This is a genomic window from Bacillus sp. CIS52 (assembly GCF_053545315.1).
This window is the reverse complement of the sequence record NZ_JBIUFR010000004.1, coordinates 90,902-110,717: the sequence shown is the minus strand read 5'-3', so window position 1 is coordinate 110,717 and position 19,816 is coordinate 90,902. Positions and strand designations below refer to the sequence as shown.

The 19,816-nt window shown below is 50.3% G+C and carries 15 protein-coding genes; 10 read left to right on the top strand and 5 right to left on the bottom strand.

Annotation, left to right across the window (positions count from 1 at the left end):
• The first annotated feature begins 69 nt into the window (after nucleotides 1–69).
• The 8 genes from ACH32G_RS15050 (at nucleotide 70) to nosA (ending at nucleotide 15,474) form a co-directional block, all read left to right on the top strand.
• Entirely contained in the window at nucleotides 70–777 is a 708-nt protein-coding gene (locus ACH32G_RS15050; RefSeq protein WP_448814520.1) for a hypothetical protein, read from the top strand.
• A 114-nt stretch (nucleotides 778–891) separates the two neighbouring features.
• Nucleotides 892–8,238: an NTTRR-F1 domain gene (locus tag ACH32G_RS15045; protein ID WP_448814564.1), complete on the top strand. Its 7,347-nt coding sequence runs from the start codon at nucleotides 892–894 to the stop codon at nucleotides 8,236–8,238.
• A 426-nt stretch (nucleotides 8,239–8,664) separates the two neighbouring features.
• Nucleotides 8,665–10,269 carry a sensor histidine kinase gene (locus ACH32G_RS15040; protein ID WP_049628085.1) on the top strand — a complete coding sequence of 535 codons (1,605 nt, stop codon included), beginning with the start codon at nucleotides 8,665–8,667 and terminating at the stop codon, nucleotides 10,267–10,269.
• Entirely contained in the window at nucleotides 10,266–10,946 is a 681-nt protein-coding gene (locus ACH32G_RS15035) for a response regulator (RefSeq protein WP_016936789.1), read from the top strand. The genes ACH32G_RS15040 and ACH32G_RS15035 overlap by 4 nt, the downstream gene beginning before the upstream one ends.
• 12 nt (nucleotides 10,947–10,958) lie before the next feature.
• The gene (locus tag ACH32G_RS15030; RefSeq protein ID WP_448814519.1) at nucleotides 10,959–11,921 is read left to right on the top strand and encodes a tripartite tricarboxylate transporter substrate binding protein; all 963 of its coding nucleotides are present in this window, start codon (nucleotides 10,959–10,961) and stop codon (nucleotides 11,919–11,921) included.
• 193 nt (nucleotides 11,922–12,114) lie between these two features.
• Nucleotides 12,115–13,413 carry a citrate:proton symporter gene (locus ACH32G_RS15025; RefSeq protein ID WP_448814518.1) on the top strand — a complete coding sequence of 433 codons (1,299 nt, stop codon included), beginning with the start codon at nucleotides 12,115–12,117 and terminating at the stop codon, nucleotides 13,411–13,413.
• A gap of 51 nt (nucleotides 13,414–13,464) precedes the next feature.
• A complete protein-coding gene (locus tag ACH32G_RS15020) occupies nucleotides 13,465–14,259 on the top strand; it encodes an MBL fold metallo-hydrolase (protein WP_448814517.1) in 795 nt (264 codons plus the stop codon).
• A 123-nt stretch (nucleotides 14,260–14,382) separates the two neighbouring features.
• Nucleotides 14,383–15,474 carry a nitric oxide synthase gene (gene nosA, locus ACH32G_RS15015; protein ID WP_448814516.1) on the top strand — a complete coding sequence of 364 codons (1,092 nt, stop codon included), beginning with the start codon at nucleotides 14,383–14,385 and terminating at the stop codon, nucleotides 15,472–15,474.
• Here nosA and ACH32G_RS15010 read toward each other — a convergent pair.
• A complete protein-coding gene (locus ACH32G_RS15010) occupies nucleotides 15,468–15,740 on the bottom strand; it encodes an acylphosphatase (protein ID WP_016936784.1) in 273 nt (90 codons plus the stop codon). The two genes, nosA and ACH32G_RS15010, sit on opposite strands and share 7 nt — an antisense overlap.
• A gap of 67 nt (nucleotides 15,741–15,807) precedes the next feature.
• Between ACH32G_RS15010 and ACH32G_RS15005 the strand changes: the two genes are divergently transcribed.
• Nucleotides 15,808–16,467 (top strand): MOSC domain-containing protein, encoded by a 660-nt coding sequence (locus ACH32G_RS15005; protein ID WP_016936783.1) that lies wholly within the window; start codon nucleotides 15,808–15,810, stop codon nucleotides 16,465–16,467.
• Nucleotides 16,468–16,507: 40 nt separating this feature from the next.
• On the opposite strand, the gene ACH32G_RS15000 is transcribed toward ACH32G_RS15005, so the two are convergent.
• The 4 genes from ACH32G_RS15000 to map form a co-directional block, all read right to left on the bottom strand.
• A complete protein-coding gene (locus tag ACH32G_RS15000; RefSeq protein ID WP_003155609.1) occupies nucleotides 16,508–16,642 on the bottom strand; it encodes a YflJ family protein in 135 nt (44 codons plus the stop codon).
• Nucleotides 16,643–16,821: 179 nt separating this feature from the next.
• The gene (locus ACH32G_RS14995) at nucleotides 16,822–16,977 is read right to left on the bottom strand and encodes a hypothetical protein (protein WP_003155608.1); all 156 of its coding nucleotides are present in this window, start codon (nucleotides 16,975–16,977) and stop codon (nucleotides 16,822–16,824) included.
• Nucleotides 16,978–17,058: 81 nt separating this feature from the next.
• Nucleotides 17,059–17,370, bottom strand: coding sequence for a DUF3243 domain-containing protein (locus ACH32G_RS14990; protein WP_003155607.1), 312 nt, complete (start codon nucleotides 17,368–17,370; stop codon nucleotides 17,059–17,061).
• Nucleotides 17,371–17,426: 56 nt separating this feature from the next.
• Entirely contained in the window at nucleotides 17,427–18,176 is a 750-nt protein-coding gene (map, locus tag ACH32G_RS14985) for a type I methionyl aminopeptidase (RefSeq protein WP_064778125.1), read from the bottom strand.
• Between the two features lie 165 nt (nucleotides 18,177–18,341).
• Between map and nagE the strand changes: the two genes are divergently transcribed.
• Nucleotides 18,342–19,718: an N-acetylglucosamine-specific PTS transporter subunit IIBC gene (gene nagE / locus ACH32G_RS14980; protein ID WP_366971624.1), complete on the top strand. Its 1,377-nt coding sequence runs from the start codon at nucleotides 18,342–18,344 to the stop codon at nucleotides 19,716–19,718.
• Nucleotides 19,719–19,816 lie beyond the last annotated feature (98 nt).

Below are 19,816 nucleotides of genomic sequence, written 5' to 3'. Positions count from 1 at the left end.
TTGATAAGAGGCGGGAAGGCCCTGCACATGATGGCTTCAGCGTGAATACAATATAGCCGGGGTGATAATATGAGCAGCGGCCGTAATCAATACATGATATTGAAACAGAAACCTTACAAATATATGAGCAGACATATGAAACGCTGGTATGAACAATTACTATACGATCATGAAAAAACGGAAATAGTGACGGAAAAACAGTTTCCGTCTTTAGATGAAAATCGATCTGCCCTGTGCGTGCCCCAGATGCGGGGTCCCGAAGGCAAAAGAGGCCCCGCCGGCTCCCGCGGTCCGCAAGGGGAAGCAGGTCCGCCCGGTCCGCCTGGTCCCCCGGGGCCTGAGGGTCCGCCCGGTGCGGTTCCGGTTGTAGCTTTTCAAAATACAATAGAACAAATGACGATTCCGTTAGAAGGAACACCGATAAATGTATTAAGCACGGTGGTAGATGCGCCGACAGATCAATTGGTAAAAACGGATGCCGTCATACAAGTAAATGTGGAATTAGATCTGCTCGCTTCTAATTTTTCATTAGACTTAGCTGTCGATCTCCAAAGAAATGGGATATCTATTCAAACACTAAGACAAGAGCTGAACCTCTTTTCTTCAGGCGGGCAAATCTTGGGGATTCCTTTTACGTACATCGAGGAAATGACAGCGGGAGAAACAGCTGCGTATCAGCTCTTTTTATCTGTACTGTCTTCGAATCATGTCACGCAAGTCACAGCGGCAAACCGTTCCCTCATTGCAACGGGATTCCCCATTCAAGGATCGGACTAAGGTGATGAATAGAAATCACCTTTTTTATTTAGGTTGTCAAAAGACAGCCCGTATTAATATGCTGTCTTAAAATGTAAGGTTATCCGCAACAGAAAGGAGAGGGAAAAAGCTTGAATGAATAATCCGATTATAAATGGGAGCTTTGAAACCGGCACATTAGAGGGTTGGAGTTCGGCAAATACCCAGATTAACAGTTTGTTTGCACATTCAGGGAGATATTCTGCACAATTTATTGGAACTCAGCCATATGCTTACCTCAGTCAAATCATCCCCATCTCAGCTCAGTCACTGACTCTATTCGTATCACTGGCAACGCTCGGAAATGAGCCAAGTCCCCAGGTAACCCTCCAGATCATATATGTCAGCGCAGCAGGTGAACAAATCAGTTCCGTTCAAGAAAATATCACACCCGGAAATTTGCCGAACGTACTCTTTCATACATGGTCTGAAATCTATAAAACAAGTACTGTGCCTTCTGGCGCGGCCTCTGCTGTCATTGTATTAAGTAAAGTTTCTTCCGGCACGGTTTTAATAGACGATGTTTCATTGGCGCAAACCGGGGGTGACCCTGGCGTTACAGGCCCTACAGGAGCAACAGGGGTAACCGGATCAACCGGAGCGACTGGAATCACAGGGTCAACAGGAGCAACTGGAGTAACCGGAGTAACGGGAGCTACTGGAGCAACGGGTGCAACCGGATCAACCGGAGCGACTGGAATCACAGGGTCAACCGGTCCAACTGGAGTAACAGGAACAACAGGATCAACAGGTCCAACGGGTGCAAGAGGATCAACCGGAGCGACTGGGATCACAGGGTCAACCGGTCCAACTGGTATAACAGGAGCAACAGGATCAACAGGTCCAACGGGTGCAACCGGATCAACCGGATCGACTGGGATCACAGGGTCAACCGGTCCAACTGGAGTAACAGGAACAACCGGATCAACAGGTCCAACGGGTGCAACCGGATCAACCGGATCGACTGGAATCACCGGGTCAACAGGTCCAACTGGAGTAACCGGATCAACAGGATCAACAGGTCCAACGGGTGCAAGAGGATCAACCGGAGCGACTGGAATCACCGGGTCAACCGGTCCAACTGGAGTAACAGGAACAACAGGAGTAACAGGTCCAACGGGTGCAACCGGCTCAACCGGATCGACTGGGATCACAGGGTCAACCGGTCCAACTGGAGTAACAGGAGTAACGGGAGCGACAGGAGCAACGGGTGCAAGAGGATCAACCGGAGCGACTGGAATCACAGGGTCAACAGGAGCAACAGGAGTAACAGGAACAACAGGATCAACAGGATCAACAGGTCCAACGGGTGCAACCGGATCAACAGGAGCGACTGGAATCACCGGGTCAACCGGTCTAACTGGAGTAACCGGATCAACAGGAGCAACAGGTCCAACGGGTGCAACCGGTCCAACTGGCGTAACCGGATCAACAGGAACAACCGGAGCGACCGGCTCAACCGGGGCAACTGGCGTAACCGGCTCAACTGGCGTAACCGGCTCAACTGGAGAAACTGGCCCAACGGGTCCAACCGGGTCAACAGGCCCAACCGGGTCAACTGGAGCAACAGGAGCAACAGGAGTAACCGGAGCGACTGGAGAAACTGGCCCAACGGGTCCAATCGGAACAACAGGAGTAACTGGAGTAACTGGAGAAACCGGCCCAACGGGTCCAACAGGAGTAACTGGTGTAACCGGCTCAACTGGAGAAACTGGTTCAACCGGAGTGACTGGAGCAACAGGAGCAACAGGAGCAACAGGAGCAACAGGAGCGACCGGAGTAACTGGAGAAACCGGTCCAACAGGAGCAACAGGAGTAACTGGAGAAACGGGACCAACAGGAGCAACAGGAGCAACAGGAGTAACTGGTCCAACAGGAGCAACGGGAGTAACTGGTCCAACAGGAGCAACGGGAGTAACTGGTCCAACAGGAGCAACAGGAGTAACTGGTGTAACCGGCTCAACTGGAGAAACTGGTTCAACCGGAGTGACAGGAGAAACTGGCCCAACGGGTCCAACCGGGTCAACAGGCCCAACAGGAGCAACAGGAGCAACAGGAGTAACGGGCTCAACCGGAGCAACTGGTGTAACTGGTTCAACCGGGGCAACTGGAGCAACAGGAGTAACAGGATCAACCGGCTCAACTGGAGAAACTGGCCCAACGGGTGTAACCGGAGCGACTGGAGAAACGGGACCAACAGGACCAACAGGAGCAACAGGTGTAACCGGAGTGACTGGAGAAACCGGCCCAACGGGTGCAACCGGAGCAACGGGAGTAACTGGTCCAACTGGAGAAACAGGAGCAACAGGAGTAACTGGTGTAACCGGCTCAACTGGAGCAACGGGAGTAACAGGAGTAACAGGAGTAACCGGAGCGACAGGAGAAACGGGACCAACAGGAGTAACCGGAGCAACCGGGGCAACTGGAGAAACAGGATCAACAGGAGTAACCGGAGTAACTGGTGTAACCGGAGCGACTGGAGAAACGGGACCAACAGGACCAACCGGAGTGACTGGATCAACAGGAGTAACAGGTCCAACCGGAGCAACTGGTGTAACCGGCTCAACCGGATCAACCGGGGCAACTGGTGTAACCGGCCCAACCGGAGCAACCGGGGCAACTGGTGTAACCGGCCCAACCGGAGCAACAGGAGCAACAGGAGTAACCGGAGTAACAGGAGTAACTGGTGAAACGGGTTCAACTGGAGAAACCGGAGCGACCGGAGTAACTGGAGAAACCGGTCCAACCGGAGTAACTGGAGAAACGGGGACAACAGGAGCAACCGGCTCAACTGGAGAAACTGGTTCAACCGGAGTGACTGGAGAAACGGGCCCAACGGGTCCAACTGGAGAAACAGGTCCAACCGGAGCAACCGGAGCAACCGGAGCAACCGGAGCAACCGGAGCAACAGGAGTAACCGGAGCGACTGGAGAAACGGGCCCAACCGGAGCGACTGGAGAAACGGGCCCAACCGGAGCGACTGGAGAAACGGGAGCAACAGGAGCAACAGGAGCAACAGGCTCAACCGGGGCAACAGGAGCAACAGGAGTAACTGGTTCAACAGGAGCAACGGGAGTAACTGGTCCAACAGGAGCAACAGGAGTAACAGGTGTAACCGGCTCAACTGGAGAAACTGGTTCAACCGGAGTGACAGGAGAAACTGGCCCAACGGGAGCCACCGGCTCAACCGGCTCAACCGGGGCAACAGGAGCGACCGGAGCAACCGGGGCAACTGGCGTAACCGGCTCAACAGGAGCAACCGGCTCAACCGGAGTGACTGGAGAAGCCGGCCCAACGGGCGTAACCGGAGCAACAGGAGTAACTGGAGAAACGGGACCAACAGGAACAACAGGAACAACAGGCTCAACCGGAGTGACAGGAGTAACTGGTCCAACAGGAGCAACGGGAGTAACTGGTCCAACAGGAGCAACAGGAGCAACAGGAGTAACTGGAGAAACCGGCCCAACGGGTGTAACCGGAGCGACAGGAGAAACGGGATCAACAGGAGTAACTGGTATAACCGGAGCGACTGGAGAAACGGGACCAACAGGACCAACAGGAGTAACCGGAGTAACTGGAGCAACAGGAGAAACAGGATCAACCGGGGCAACAGGATCAACAGGAGTAACTGGTGTAACCGGAGCGACTGGAGAAACGGGTCCAACCGGATCAACAGGAGTAACCGGTTCAACAGGATCAACAGGAGTAACTGGTGTAACCGGAGTGACTGGAGAAACGGGATCAACAGGAGTAACTGGTGTAACCGGAGCGACTGGAGAAACGGGACCAACAGGAGCAACCGGAGTAACAGGAGTAACTGGAGAAACAGGAGCGACCGGAGTAACTGGAGAAACCGGACCAACGGGTGCAACCGGAGTAACAGGAGTAACTGGTGAAACGGGTCCAACCGGAGTAACAGGAGTAACAGGTCCAACCGGAGCAACTGGTGTAACCGGCTCAACAGGCTCAACCGGAGCAACCGGGGCAACTGGTGTAACCGGCCCAACCGGATCAACCGGGGCAACTGGTGTAACCGGCCCAACCGGATCAACAGGAGTAACCGGAGCAACAGGAGTAACCGGAGTAACAGGAGTAACTGGAGAAACGGGTTCAACTGGAGAAACCGGAGCGACCGGAGTAACTGGAGAAACCGGTCCAACCGGAGTAACTGGAGAAACGGGGACAACAGGAGCAACAGGAGTAACTGGAGCAACAGGAGTAACTGGAGCAACAGGAGTAACTGGAGCAACAGGAGTAACTGGAGCAACAGGAGTAACTGGAGCAACAGGAGTAACTGGAGCAACAGGAGCAACCGGGGAAACAGGAGCGACAGGAGAAACGGGATCAACCGGGGCAACAGGATCAACAGGAGCAACAGGAGCAACAGGATCAACAGGAGCAACAGGCTCAACCGGGGCAACAGGAGCAACAGGCTCAACCGGGGCAACAGGAGCAACAGGAGCAACAGGAGTAACTGGAGAAACGGGACCAACAGGAGCAACAGGAGCGACCGGAGTAACTGGAGAAACGGGACCAACAGGAGCAACCGGGGCAACAGGCTCAACAGGAGCAACAGGCTCAACCGGCTCAACTGGTCCAACAGGCTCAACTGGAGAAATTGGCCCAACGGGTCCAACCGGATCAACCGGGGCAACTGGCGTAACCGGATCAACGGGAGTAACAGGAGCAACAGGAGCAACAGGATCAACCGGATCAACCGGAGTAACAGGAGCGACAGGAGAAACTGGCCCAACCGGAGTGACTGGAGAAACTGGCCCAACGGGTCCAACCGGATCAACAGGAGTAACCGGAGTAACTGGAGCAACAGGAGCAACCGGATCAACAGGAGTAACTGGTGTAACCGGAGCGACTGGAGAAACGGGATCAACAGGAGTAACTGGTGTAACCGGAGCGACTGGAGAAACGGGAGCAACAGGATCAACAGGAGTAACTGGTCCAACTGGAGAAACAGGCTCAACCGGAGTGACTGGAGAAACCGGACCAACGGGTGCAACAGGAGCAACAGGAGTAACTGGAGAAACGGGACCAACAGGACCAACCGGGGTAACAGGAGTAACTGGAGCAACAGGAGTAACTGGTGAAACGGGTTCAACTGGAGAAACCGGATCAACCGGAGAAACTGGTTCAACCGGAGTGACTGGAGAAACTGGCCCAACGGGTCCAACCGGAACAACCGGCCTAACGGGTGCAACCGGAGCAACAGGAGTAACTGGTGTAACCGGAGCGACAGGAGAAACCGGACCAACGGGTGCAACAGGATCAACAGGAGTAACTGGTGAAACGGGTGCAACCGGAGTAACCGGAGCGACTGGAGAAACGGGACCAACAGGACCAACCGGAGTAACCGGTGTAACTGGAGCAACCGGCCCAACGGGTGCAACCGGAGTAGCTGGAGAAACAGGAGCAACCGGGGAAACAGGAGCAACAGGAGCGACCGGAGTAACAGGCCCAACCGGCTCAACAGGAGAAACCGGCCCAACCGGAGTAACTGGAGTGACAGGAGAAACCGGCCCAACCGGAGTAACTGGAGTAACTGGAGCAACCGGATCGACTGGAGAAACGGGACCAACAGGTCCAACCGGAGCAACAGGAGAAACGGGCCCAACCGGAGTAACTGGAGTGACAGGAGAAACCGGCCCAACAGGAGTAACTGGAGTGACTGGAGCAACCGGAGTAACAGGCTCAACCGGAGAAACGGGCCCAACAGGAGCAACTGGTGTAACAGGCTCAACCGGAGAAACCGGCCCGACAGGAGTAACTGGAGAAACCGGCCCGACAGGAGCAACCGGAGCAACCGGAGCAACCGGGGCAACTGGAGCAACCGGAGCGACCGGAGTAACAGGAGAAACCGGCCCAACCGGAGCAACCGGGGCGACAGGAGAAACCGGCCCAACAGGAGAAACAGGAGTAACCGGCCCAACGGGTGCAACCGGAGTAACAGGAGTAACTGGTCCAACCGGAGCAACCGGAGCAACCGGGGCAACTGGAGAAACAGGAGCGACCGGAGTAACAGGAGAAACCGGCCCAACCGGAGCAATCGGGGCAACCGGATCAACCGGGGCGACAGGAGAAACCGGCCCAACAGGAGAAACAGGAGTAACCGGATCGACTGGAGAAACGGGACCAACAGGTCCAACAGGAGCAACAGGAGCAACAGGAGCAACAGGAGCAACAGGAGTAACAGGAGTAACCGGAGTAACCGGAGCGACTGGAGAAACGGGAGCAACCGGATCAACCGGAGCAACAGGAGCAACAGGAGTAACTGGTGAAACAGGAGCAACAGGAGCAACCGGGGAAACAGGAGCGACAGGAGAAACGGGATCAACAGGAGTAACTGGTGTAACCGGATCAACAGGAGCAACAGGAGTAACCGGAGCAACAGGAGCGACTGGAGAAACGGGAGCAACCGGAGAAACAGGATCAACAGGAGTAACTGGTGTAACCGGAGCGACTGGAGAAACGGGATCAACAGGAGTAACTGGTGTAACCGGAGCGACTGGAGAAACGGGACCAACAGGACCAACAGGAGTAACCGGAGTAACAGGAGCAACCGGCCCAACTGGTCCAACCGGAGTAACTGGAGAAACAGGATCAACAGGAGTAACTGGTGTAACCGGAGCGACCGGAGTAACTGGAGCAACCGGCCCAACGGGTGCAACCGGAGTAACAGGAGTAACTGGTCCAACCGGAGCGACAGGAGTAACCGGATCAACCGGCTCAACTGGTCCAACCGGCTCAACCGGAGTGACTGGAGCAACCGGCCCAACGGGTGCAACCGGAGCGACAGGAGTAACCGGATCAACCGGCCCAACGGGTGCAACCGGATCAACAGGAGTAACTGGTCCAACCGGAGCGACAGGAGTAACCGGCTCAACCGGAGTGACTGGATCAACCGGCCCAACTGGTCCAACCGGAGCGACAGGAGTAACCGGCTCAACCGGCCCAACTGGTCCAACCGGATCAACAGGAGTAACTGGTGTAACTGGAGCAACCGGGTCAACCGGAGCCACAGGCAGTACACCAACCTTGCTCTTCACAAGAACTAATGGGCCGCTCACTGTTTTTCCGCCGTTAAATACTGAAGTTCCCGTTGCTACGCTGGCAATCCCAGTTAATGCTTTGCAGAATGTAAAGCTGGATTATGCACTCAGTGTCGCGTTAACAACTGCAGCAAATTCAAACTTTGTTTTTGAAGTGAGATTATATAGGGGAGCAGCGCAAATTCATACAAGAACTCTGTCGCGAACTAGTCCAACCGCAGCTACGGATAGTTTTTCGATTACTGACACAACAGTGGATACTGCGCCGACCGCAGGAACAAACACTTACCAGCTCAGGGTTATTTTCACAACTGCTAATAATTTAACGACAGCAACTGCTCTGAATATCGATTTTAACAGCATTGTTTTTCCGACATCATAATGAAAAGACCTGACTGATATTTTAAAGATGAAAGACCTGACTGATATACGGTTAGGTCCTTTTTTTCTGTAAATTAATCCTTTAAATGGGGTTTTGAAACACAGTTGTATTCTGAAAATATTGTAAGAAGAGATAGTGTAGTGAGAAAAGGAGATACATGGTATAACAGATACGAGTCTTGGGGTGGCTGCTGTGGGTATTGTTATGAGGCTGTCATTGCCAGAATAAATGAACGGGGTTGACTGAGCAACAGGGCTAACCGGAGCAGGCGCGATCAATTTTTGTTACATAAATCCTCAAAAGTGAAAATATGCCTATCATCCTTTTTGGAAATCGGCAAGAGAAAAATATCACGAAAATTCTTAAAAATAAAAAATAAGGATATAAAAAGTGGTATGATTTTAGGAGGAAAGGACGGCTGGTGCTGTGTTGGAAGAGAAACGGTTTTATGTCTCTCTGCAAATGAAAATTGCCGGATTAATTACGGCTTTATTAATACTTGTCATCGGAACGCTCACCGTTATATTTGCCTTTCAGCAATTAAAGGAAGGCCAGAAGCAGGCGGAACAGCTGGCGGTGCAGACGGCAAAAACCATATCATACATGCCGCCTGTAAAAGAGGCATTCCGGCTTGCGGATCAAAATGCTTTTAAAAAGTTAGACGTCATTGAACAAATGAAAGAACAGGCAGGTGCGCACGCCGTCTACATTACCGATCAAAAAGGGCGTGCCGTGTTTCATTCGGATCGCAGCAGCATTCCGAAAGACAATCAAAATCTGAAAAACAAAGCCGTCATGTTCGGCGGAGCTCCGGTTTCTGACGGAATGAAGGCCGTCCGGGGAAGCGCACCGGTTATTCTGGAGGAAAAAAATCATAACGAAGTCGTCGGAACGGTGACAGTCGAGTTTCTGCAAGATGAGATAGAAAAAGATATGAAAGCGCATTTGCGGCACTTAAGCTATTTTGCATGTTTGGTGTTCCTTATCGGCATCGGGGGAGCGGCGGCGCTCGCAAAAAGCATCCGTAAAGATACACTCGGCCTTGAACCGCATGAAATTGCGGCGCTGTACCGGGAGCGAAATGCGATGCTCCTTGCGATTAAAGAAGGGATTATCGCCGTAAACAAAGAAGGCGCGGTGACCATGATGAATTTGTCTGCGGCTGATATGCTGCATCTTCCGGAACCGATGATCGGAAGGCATATAAAAGAAATCATGCCGGGCGCAAGGCTCATGCCCGTTTTTGCAGGCGGAGAATTACCGCCGAATGTGGAGGTGCGAGCCGGGGATAAAGTGTTTATCTTAAACGTAAAAGAGATGAGACAGGCCGGGCAAGTATACGGAGCGGTCATAAGCTTCCGCGAAAAAACGGAGCTCAAGAAGCTGATTAACGAGCTGACTGAAATAAAAAAATACTCGGAAGATCTCCGTGCGCAAACGCATGAATTCTCGAATAAGCTTTACGCGATACTCGGTCTGTTAGAACTGGGAGAATACGATGAAGCTATTGAACTGATTAAAGAAGAGTACGCCATCCAGAATGAACAGCACGAAATCCTCTTTCAAAACATTCATTCACAGCGGGTTCAGGCCATACTATTAGGAAAAATGGGAAAGGCATCTGAGAAGAAAGTGAAGCTTTCAATAGATGAAAACAGCTTTTTAGAATCGCTGCCGGCGCATGTGGGCTCATCCCAGCTCATTACAATCATCGGAAATCTTATTGATAACGCTTTCGAAGCCGTCGCCGAAAAAGAGAAAAAAGAGGTATCCTTTTTTATGACCGATATCGGAAGGGATATTGTCATAGAAGTGGCGGACTCGGGAGACGGGGTGCCTCAGGAAAAAACAGAAACGATATTTGAAAAGGGATACTCTTCAAAGGGGACAAGGAGAGGATACGGCTTAGCCAATCTGAAGGAAGCCGTCAGTGAATTGCAGGGATGGATAGAGATTTCACAGCAAAAGAGCGGCGGTGCCGTATTTACGGTGTTTATACCGAAAGAAAGGCCAAAGGGGGAATCAGTGTGATTAATATCGCGATTGCAGAGGACGACTTTCGAATCGCGCAAATCCATGAAAAATTCATCGAACATCTTGATGGATTCAATGTCATCGGCAAAGCAATCAATGCCAAAGACACCATATCGCTGCTTGAGAACCGGCAGCCTGATCTGCTGCTTTTGGATATTTATATGCCGGATGAGCTGGGGACAGATTTGTTGCCGCTCATCCGCTGCCGTTTTCCTTCTGTTGATATCATCATTATTACGGCTTCTGCCGAAACAAGATTGCTGCAGGAAGCGCTCAGATCAGGCGTTTCCCACTATGTCATAAAGCCGGTTTCGGCACATAAATTTACAGAAGTGCTTTTGCAGTACCGTGAAAAAAGAGATTGGCTGCACTCACAGCCGGAGCTGAGCCAGTCCGTCATCGATATGTTTTTCGGAAGCGGCCAGAAAGAACAAAAACAGCTCAATGATCTGCCCAAAGGCATTAATTCTATTACACTTCAAAAAATCAAAAACGCGCTCAGGACTGCCGAAAAAGGGATGACGGCTGAAGAACTGGGTGAAAAAATGGGGGCCTCCAGAACAACGGCGCGGCGCTACGCCGAGTTTCTCGTTTCTCAGGAAGAAGCGCTCGCTGAATTAGAGTACGGCATTATCGGCAGGCCGGAACGGAAATATTATTTAGCACATGAATAAGGGATGGGAGAAATGAAGCGGTTGGGAGTGCTCCTTGTTTTGCTGGCGGCGCTGGTTTCATTTGACGGACGGCAGATGGCGGGCATCCGCTCAGCCGGAGGACCGATTGAAATCGTCGTACCCGCAGCGCCTCAAGGGGGCTGGGATGTAACGGCAAAAGCTTTGCAATCGGTAATAGAGCGGAAGCATATATTAGACCGGCCCGTAAAGATTATCTATAAGCCCGGCGGAGGCGGAGACAGCGGCTGGAAATATGTAAACGAACGCAAAACGGATGTCATCAGTATGAATTCAAGCCTGCTGTTAAGCAATGAAATTTTAGGACAAAGCCGGCTGAAGGCAGATGATTTTACGCCTTTGGCCATTATTGCAAAAGAGTGGCAGACTGTCGCTCTTCCGAAAGATTCAAAGATAAAAAGCGGAAAGCAGCTGCTCGGCGATATTAAAACACATCCGGGCGGCATAAAGATCGGATTTGCGCCAGGTCTCGGAAATGATGACCAGCTCTCCTTTGCGAGAGCCGCGGAAATGGCGGGAATTTCGCCGTTTGATATCCGCTTTTTTCAATACGGGAGCAGCAATGAAGTCATTGAAGCTCTTATCAATCATGATATAGATGCCGCCTCGATGACCATTTCAGAAGCGAGAGATACCTATCAAAAAGGGAAAATCACATTAGCGGCCGTTACTTCTGACAAAAGGCTTTCGGGCTTCAGCGATGTCCCGACATGGAAAGAACAGGGGGTGCCGTTTGTCTTTGCCCACTGGAGAGGCATCATGGGACCGAAAGACATGACCGAAGGCGAGATCGCTTATTGGGATCAGGCTTTGAAACAGATTACCTCATCTGCTGAGTGGAAACAAATGATGAAAAAACAGGATTGGGAGAACTTTTATAAAAACAGCAGCGGCGCAAAACACTTTTTAGAAGAGCAGACCGAGTTTTATAAAGAAATGATGAGCAGCGAAAAATAAAGATTCCGCAGACATGCGGAATCCTTTTTATTTATAAATGAACAAAATGAACGAAAAGGTTATAAAAAATTAAAAATCTTTAAAATCCAAAATATTTACTTCAATATGCAATTCTCATAATATAGCAAAAAGGCGGATGAAGGGGAATCGGGCCTTCAAAATGTAAGCGTATTCATAATAAGGGGGACATACTGTGTTAGCAATCTTAGGCTTTCTTATGATGGTTGTTTTTATGGTGCTGATTATGACAAAACGGCTTTCGGTGTTAACGGCGCTCGTATTGACGCCGATCGTATTTGCGCTGATTGCCGGCTTTTCATTTAACCGGGTCGGCGGGATGATGATCTCCGGTATTGAACAGGTGGCGCCGATTGCAGTCATGATTATGTTTGCGATTCTTTATTTCGGCATTATGATTGATACCGGTTTATTCGATCCGATGGTTGCGCGTATTTTAAAGCTGGTCAAAGGCGATCCGCTCAAAATTGTTGTCGGAACAGCCGTGCTGACCATGCTTGTCGCGCTGGACGGAGACGGTTCGACGACGTATATGATTACGACTAGCGCAATGCTGCCTTTATATATTATGCTCGGAATCCGTCCGATTATTTTAGCGGGAATCGCCGGGGTCGGCATGGGGATTATGAACACGATCCCATGGGGCGGCGCGACGCCGCGTGCGGCGAGCGCCCTCGGCGTGGACCCGGCGGAGCTGACGGGACCGATGCTGCCTGTCATTGCGAGCGGCATGGTGTGTATGATTGCGGTCGCTTATGTACTCGGAAGGATGGAAAGGAAACGGCTCGGGGTGATCGAATTAAAGCAGCCGTCCCATACAAATGAAACGGCTGCGGCTGTGGAAGATGAATGGAAGCGGCCGAAACTGTGGTGGTTCAATTTACTTTTAACGCTTTCTTTAGTCGGGTTTTTAGTATCAGGAAAAGTGAATTTAACCGTGCTGTTCATCATCGCGTTTTGTATCGCGCTGATTGTCAATTATCCGAAGCTTAACGATCAAAGGGAGCGCATTTCAGCCCATTCGAGCAATGTGCTTGCGATCGGGTCGATGATTTTTGCCGCAGGCGTGTTTACCGGAATTTTAACGGGGACGAAGATGGTTGATGAAATGGCCATATCTCTCGTTTCGCTTATTCCGGAGCAGCTCGGGGGATTTATTCCGGCGATTGTTGCCTTAACGAGCGGTATTTTTACATTTCTGATGCCCAATGACGCCTATTTTTACGGCGTGCTGCCCATTTTGTCCGAAACCGCCGTGGCGTATGGTGTTGATAAGATGGAAATCGCCCGCGCTTCGATTATCGGCCAGCCGATTCATATGTTAAGTCCGCTCGTGCCGTCGACGCATTTATTAGTCGGGCTTGCCGGGGTAACCATTGATGAGCATCAGAAATTTGCGATGAAATGGGCGGTTCTCGCCGTTATCGTCATGACTGCCTTTGCACTCCTTATCGGCGCGATCACGATTTTTTAACATAAAACAGCCTGTTCGTTGCACACTAAAGGCATCAGAGGAGGTGCCATGATGAGTGATCCGTTTATGCCGCTTTTTTCGGTTAAAAGCGGCGTCGGTTTTAAATCGGCGGACGGCGTTTACGGACTGACCGTGCAGATTGCGAATGTTTACTTTATCGAAAATCCCTCAGTTCCGGGGGAAATCATTCTTGTTGACGCGGGAATGCCGCAATCGGCGGAAATGATTACAGATGAAATGAAACGCCGGTTCGGGCAGGGGTATCAGCTGAAGGCCGTCATTTTGACGCACGGCCATTTTGACCATGTCGGTGCGATGGAAGAGCTGCTTAAGCATTGGGATGTACCGGTTTATATTCATGAACAGGAGCTCCCGTACGTCACGGGAAAAGCGGATTATCCGCCTGCCAGGCCGGATGCGAAAAAAGGGCTTGTCGCAAAGCTGTCACCGCTGTTTCCCCGCCATACGATCCGCATTCCGTCCGTTCAGGCGCTGCCTTCAGACGGCGCCGTTCCATTGCTTGAAGATTGGAAATGGATTCATACGCCCGGCCACACCCCCGGCCATATTTCATTATTCCGGGAGAAAGACCGCGTTTTGATTGCCGGTGATGCCGTGATCACTGTTGAGCAGGAATCCCTTGCGGACGTTGTCATTCAAAAGCAAGAGCTTCACGGGCCGCCCGCCTATTTCACAGCGGATACGCAGACTGCGGCAGCATCCGTTCAAAAACTTGCCGAACTGGAGCCGGAAGCGCTTTTGACGGGTCACGGGATTCCGATGTCAGGAAAAAACTACCGTGATGATTTGCTTACACTGGCTGAAAAACTGCATTCCGTTTTGTGAAACACCTGCGAAAATCACAGGTGTTTTTTCTTTGCACTTTCCAGTATGAGACAAAAAAACCATTGTGTTCACCCTTAAAAACGATACAATGGGAAGCAGATGTAAATTGAAGGAGAGAGTTTTTTGAAACATACGGAATTACTCTGGGATGAGGCGAAGGATTTTATTGAGGTCTGCTATCAGGAACTCGGCATGGAATCGCAAATCAATGCGCGTCTTCACTCGATAAAAGATGAGATAGATCGGACGGGCAGTTATGTCCATACGGCGGAAGAGCTTGAACACGGGGCAAAAATGGCATGGCGCAACAGCAACCGCTGTATCGGGCGTCTGTTCTGGCAATCGCTGAACGTCATTGACCGGCGCGGCGTGAATACAAAAGAAGAGGTGCGCGACGCTTTATTTGAACATATCGAAATCGCGACGAACGACGGAAAAATTAAACCGACAATTACGATTTTCCCTCCTGAGAAGAATGGGGAGAAACAGGTCGAAATCTGGAATCATCAGCTCATCCGCTATGCGGGATATGAGACTGAAAAAGGAAGAATCGGCGATCCGGCATCGTATGAGCTGACGGCTGTCTGCGAAAAACTCGGCTGGCGCGGAAAGCGGACCGATTTTGATATTTTGCCGCTGCTGTTCCGGATGAAAGGGGACGAGCAGCCCGTTTGGTACGACCTGCCTCAGGCTCTCGTGAAAGAGGTGCCGATCTCTCATCCTGATATAGAAGAGTTTGCCGATTTGAATATCAAATGGTACGGGGTTCCGATTATCGCCGATATGAGGCTTGAAATCGGCGGACTGTCGTACAACGCGGCGCCTTTTAACGGCTGGTATATGGGAACCGAAATCGGCGCAAGGAATCTTGCTGATGAGAAACGGTATGATCTGCTCAGAAAAATCGCGTCGGCCATAGGGATTTCATCCAGCCTGAATACCGACCTGTGGAAAGATCAGGTGCTTGTAGAACTGAATAAGGCAGTGCTCTATTCATACAAAAAACACGGTGTCAGCATTGTCGATCATCATACGGCGGCAAATCAGTTTAAGCGCTTTGAAGAGCAGGAACAAGACACGGGCAGAAAGCTGACGGGAGACTGGACCTGGCTGATTCCGCCGATCTCGCCGGCTTCCACCCACATTTTCCATAAATCATACGACAATACGATTGTGAAGCCGAATTATTTTTATCAGGACAAGCCTTATCAATAACTGATGGAAAAGGTGCGGTACCCTTTCAAATGGCGTGATTCTTCGATGGTTACGCCTGTTACATTTGAGAAGGGGCTGCCTTTTCTGACGGCTTCGGCAAAGTGTTTTAACGACTCTTCAGGGCCTTCGGCAAGGATTTCAACCCGGCCGTCATCGCGGTTTTTGACCCAGCCGGTAATCTTATGTCTGTCTGCTTCCATCTGGACGAAGTAGCGAAAACCGACGCCTTGAACCCGGCCGTCTGCAAACATATGATATTGAAGCATGGAAAAACCACCTTTTTCCTACTATGATAAAGGATAAATATAATATTTCGCAAAGGATGTGAACGGGATGACGCAAGACTATTCTGTCTTATCTATCAATCTCGGAATGCCGGCAATTCATGAATTTGCCGGCAGACAAATCAATTCCGGCATCGTCAAGCGGCCTGCGGATTCTCCCGTCATGCTGTATAAAACCCATTTTGCGGGGGACGGACAAGCCGATCTGAAGAATCACGGCGGCCCTGATAAAGCGGTGTGCGTGTATCCAGCCGAGCATTATTCATATTGGGAAACAACGCTTGCGAGAAAACTGCCCGCGGCAGCGTTCGGAGAGAATGTAACAGTCAAAGGGCTGGCCGAACAGGACGTATGGCTCGGAGACGTGTTTCAGCTGGGCGAAGCCGTCGTGCAAGTAAGCCAGCCGCGCCAGCCCTGCGTCAAACTCGCCCTCAAATACGGCATCAAAGATATGGTGCTCCGTGTACAGCAGACGGGATTTACCGGCTTTTATTTCAGGGTGATTGAAGAAGGATATGTCGATCCGCATCCGGTCCTGAAGCGTTTGTCGAGAGGCAAAGAAAGCATTTCCGTCTGGTATGCGAATGAAGTGAAATACCATGATTCAGGCAATCTGCCGGCCATTGAAGAAGTGCTGCGGGAAGAAGCGCTGTCAGAAAGCTGGAGGGAGTCCTTCCTTAAAAAAAGAGACAGGCTCTTGAATGTATAGAAAAAAAGCCGTGCTGCACTGACAGCACGGCTGATTGACGTTATGCTTGTTTCTTTGTTTCCAGCAGATTGGCAAGGAAATACTTTTTGAAGCTTTGAAGCTTTCTTCCTTCATAGTGGGTAATTCCTTTTTTCTTTAATTCTTCTACATACCAGCCTTTACTGCCATAATGCATGTCAGAAAACTCCTTTCTCCGTTCTCCCGCAGGGGAGAGTTTCTTCAGTTTTTGCCAAACTTTTGGCATTGTAACATCTATAAAAAGACGCTGAAAAGGGGGAAAGCAAAAACTGAGCCTTTCGATTCAGAGATGTAAAGCTTTCTTACATATATATGTAAAGGGCGGTCTTTTCATGCTTAATGGCCGGTTAATTTTAACAGCACCGTGCCGAGTGTCATAATTCCGAATACGACGCCGAAATAAATCAGCATCCCCTTCTTTTTCTTCACCCCGTAAACGGTAAGAATGATGCTTTCAATAAAGAAAATAAACCCGAAGATAATAAACCACATGTTGAAAAATGGCTCCTTTCACAGACATATGTCCAGTGTAGCACATCTCTTGTCACGAAACATAAAAAGCCGGGCACTGTATCAGTGTCCGGCAAGTTTGACGAGAAGCTGGGCCAAATGCTGTTTTTCATTGTCATCCGCAATATCCCACAGCTCTTGTAAAAGTTTTTCTTCCGCATTGCGGGGCTCCTCGTGCTTGGCGAGATAGTCCCCGAGGATGGCGGCGCTTTTGATGATTTTGCTGTCATCCAGGCCTAGTTTCTTTCCGGCGGAAATTTTCTGGTGAAGGTACGCTTTAAATTCCTCGAAATCCTCTAAAATCTGCTGTTTCGTAACGCCGTGCATGGCGTGTATTTCGTTTTCGATTTTGATTTTTTCTTTATCTTTTTTCATGCGTCTCCCTCCTTCGGGTTAGTTGTTGTATACCTGTTTGGAAGGGAGATGAAACATTACAATGCCGTTAAAATAATCGGTTTGTCTTTTGTGATGACGATGGTGTGCTCCACTTGGGCGACAAGGCTTTTATCCGGTGTTTTATATGTCCAGCCGTCTCCCGCTTCAACAATGGTTTCAGCCTTCGTGGAAATAAACGGCTCAAGCGCGATCACGGTGCCGTTTTTAAACAGCGCGTTATCAAACGGATCGTAGTAATTCATGATGTGGTTCGGCGCTTCATGGAGGTTTCTGCCGATTCCGTGGCCCGTCAGCGTTTTAATGACGGTAAATCCGTTGGAGCGGGCTTCATGGTAGACGGCTCTGCCGATCTGATTTTGGCGTTTTCCGGCTTTTGCCTGATCCAGTCCCTTTTGAAACGCGGATTGTGCGCAGTTGCAAAGCTTTTGCAGACGTTCATCGCCTTCTCCGAGCACGAATGAAATTCCCGTATCGGAATAAAAACCGCCGAACTCCGCCGAAATATCGATATTTACAAGATCCCCGGCTTTTAAGATTTTAGAGGCGCTCGGAATGCCGTGAGCGACTTCGTCATTTACGCTGATGCATGTCACGCCGGGGAAATCGTATTCCTTCTCCGGAGCGGAAGCGGCTCCGTGTTCGTCAAGCACCGCCTTTCCGATCAGGTCAAGATCTTTCGTGCTCATGCCGGGCTCTGCCTTTTTCTTCATTTCTTCACGCGCCAGGGCGACGATTCTGCCGATTTTTTTAAGACCTTCTAATTCTTGATCGTTCGTTACAATCATTGTCATTCCCGCTTTCTATGTTTAATCATCTGATTCAAGCTTACCACAACTGCTTTATAAATAGAAAACCAACAAGCCTTATGTGCATAAATGAAGGGAAAATTGGTATAGATCACTAGATAACTTATGTGATATATTTAAGAAAAAAGAAGGGGGATGGGTAAAATGCTTCAATTTTTGCAAAAACTCGGAAAATCCTTTATGCTTCCGATTGCCGTTCTGCCCGCCGTGGGTATTATTTTGGCCATCGGCAGAGAGGATTTATTAAATATTCCGTTCATTTATGCGGCGGGGACAGCGGTATTTGATCATTTGCCGCTGATTTTTGCGATCGGAATCGCGATCGGGATCTCAAAAGACAGCAATGGGGCCGCCGCTCTGTCGGGAGCAATTTCCTATATTATGCTGGACGCGGCTGTAAAATCGATCAATTCGACAAATAATATGGCCGTTTTCGGAGGGATTATCGCGGGGTTAATTGCGGGATACACGTATAATCGCTTTAAGGATACGAAGCTGCCTGAATATCTCGGATTTTTTAGCGGACGCAGGCTCGTTCCGATTGTAACAGCGCTGATTACCATTATTTTGGCCGGGATTTTTGGCTTTGTGTGGCCGCCGATTCAGTCGGTGATTACGTCATTCGGGGAATGGATGATCGGGCTCGGAGGCATCGGCGCCGGGATTTACGGGATTTTTAACCGGCTTTTGATTCCATTCGGTCTTCATCACGTGCTGAATAATATTTTTTGGTTCCAGTTTGGCGATTTTCACGGAAAAACGGGAGATCTGGCCCGCTTCTTTGCGAAGGATCCGACGGCCGGGACTTATATGACGGGATTCTTTCCGATTATGATGTTCGGGCTTCCGGCCGCTTGTCTGGCAATGATTGCCGCAGCTAAGCCAAGCAAGCGCAAAGCGACGGCCGGAATGATGATCGGCCTTGCGCTGACGGCATTTATTACCGGAATTACAGAACCGATTGAATTTGCATTTATGTTTTTATCACCGCTTCTGTACGGAGTTCATGCTTTATTAACCGGGTTCTCTTTATTTATCGTCAATATTCTCGGCATCAGGTCAGGCTTTTCGTTCTCAGCGGGGGCGATAGATTATATTCTCAGCTACGGTATTGCGGAAAAACCGCTTTTGCTGCTCGTTGTCGGGCTTTGTTATGCGGTGATCTATTTTGTTGTCTTCTACGTGCTCATCAAATCGTTAAACTTGAAGACGCCGGGACGGGAAGACGATGAGGAAGAGGAAGAAGTGCTTAGTGAGGATACGGCCGGTTCGGTTGAAGAACATGCCATGCTCAAAGGGCTCGGCGGCAGACAAAATCTCGAAACGATTGACCACTGTGCGACCCGCCTCAGACTGACCGTTCAGGATACATCCCTGATTAATGAGACGGCACTTAAAAAAGCGGGAGCAAAAGGGGTTATCAAAACGGGGAATCAAACGGCGCAGGTCATTATCGGGCCGAACGTCGAATTTGTCGCAGAAGAGCTGAGAGAGGCCGTCCGCCATGACGGTCAGAAGTAGACCGAAGCCCGGATCATCTATGTGATCCGGGTTTTTTTGAACATATATCAAGTTTCACATAATGGACAAAAAACAACGTTTCCTCCTGTGGTAAGATT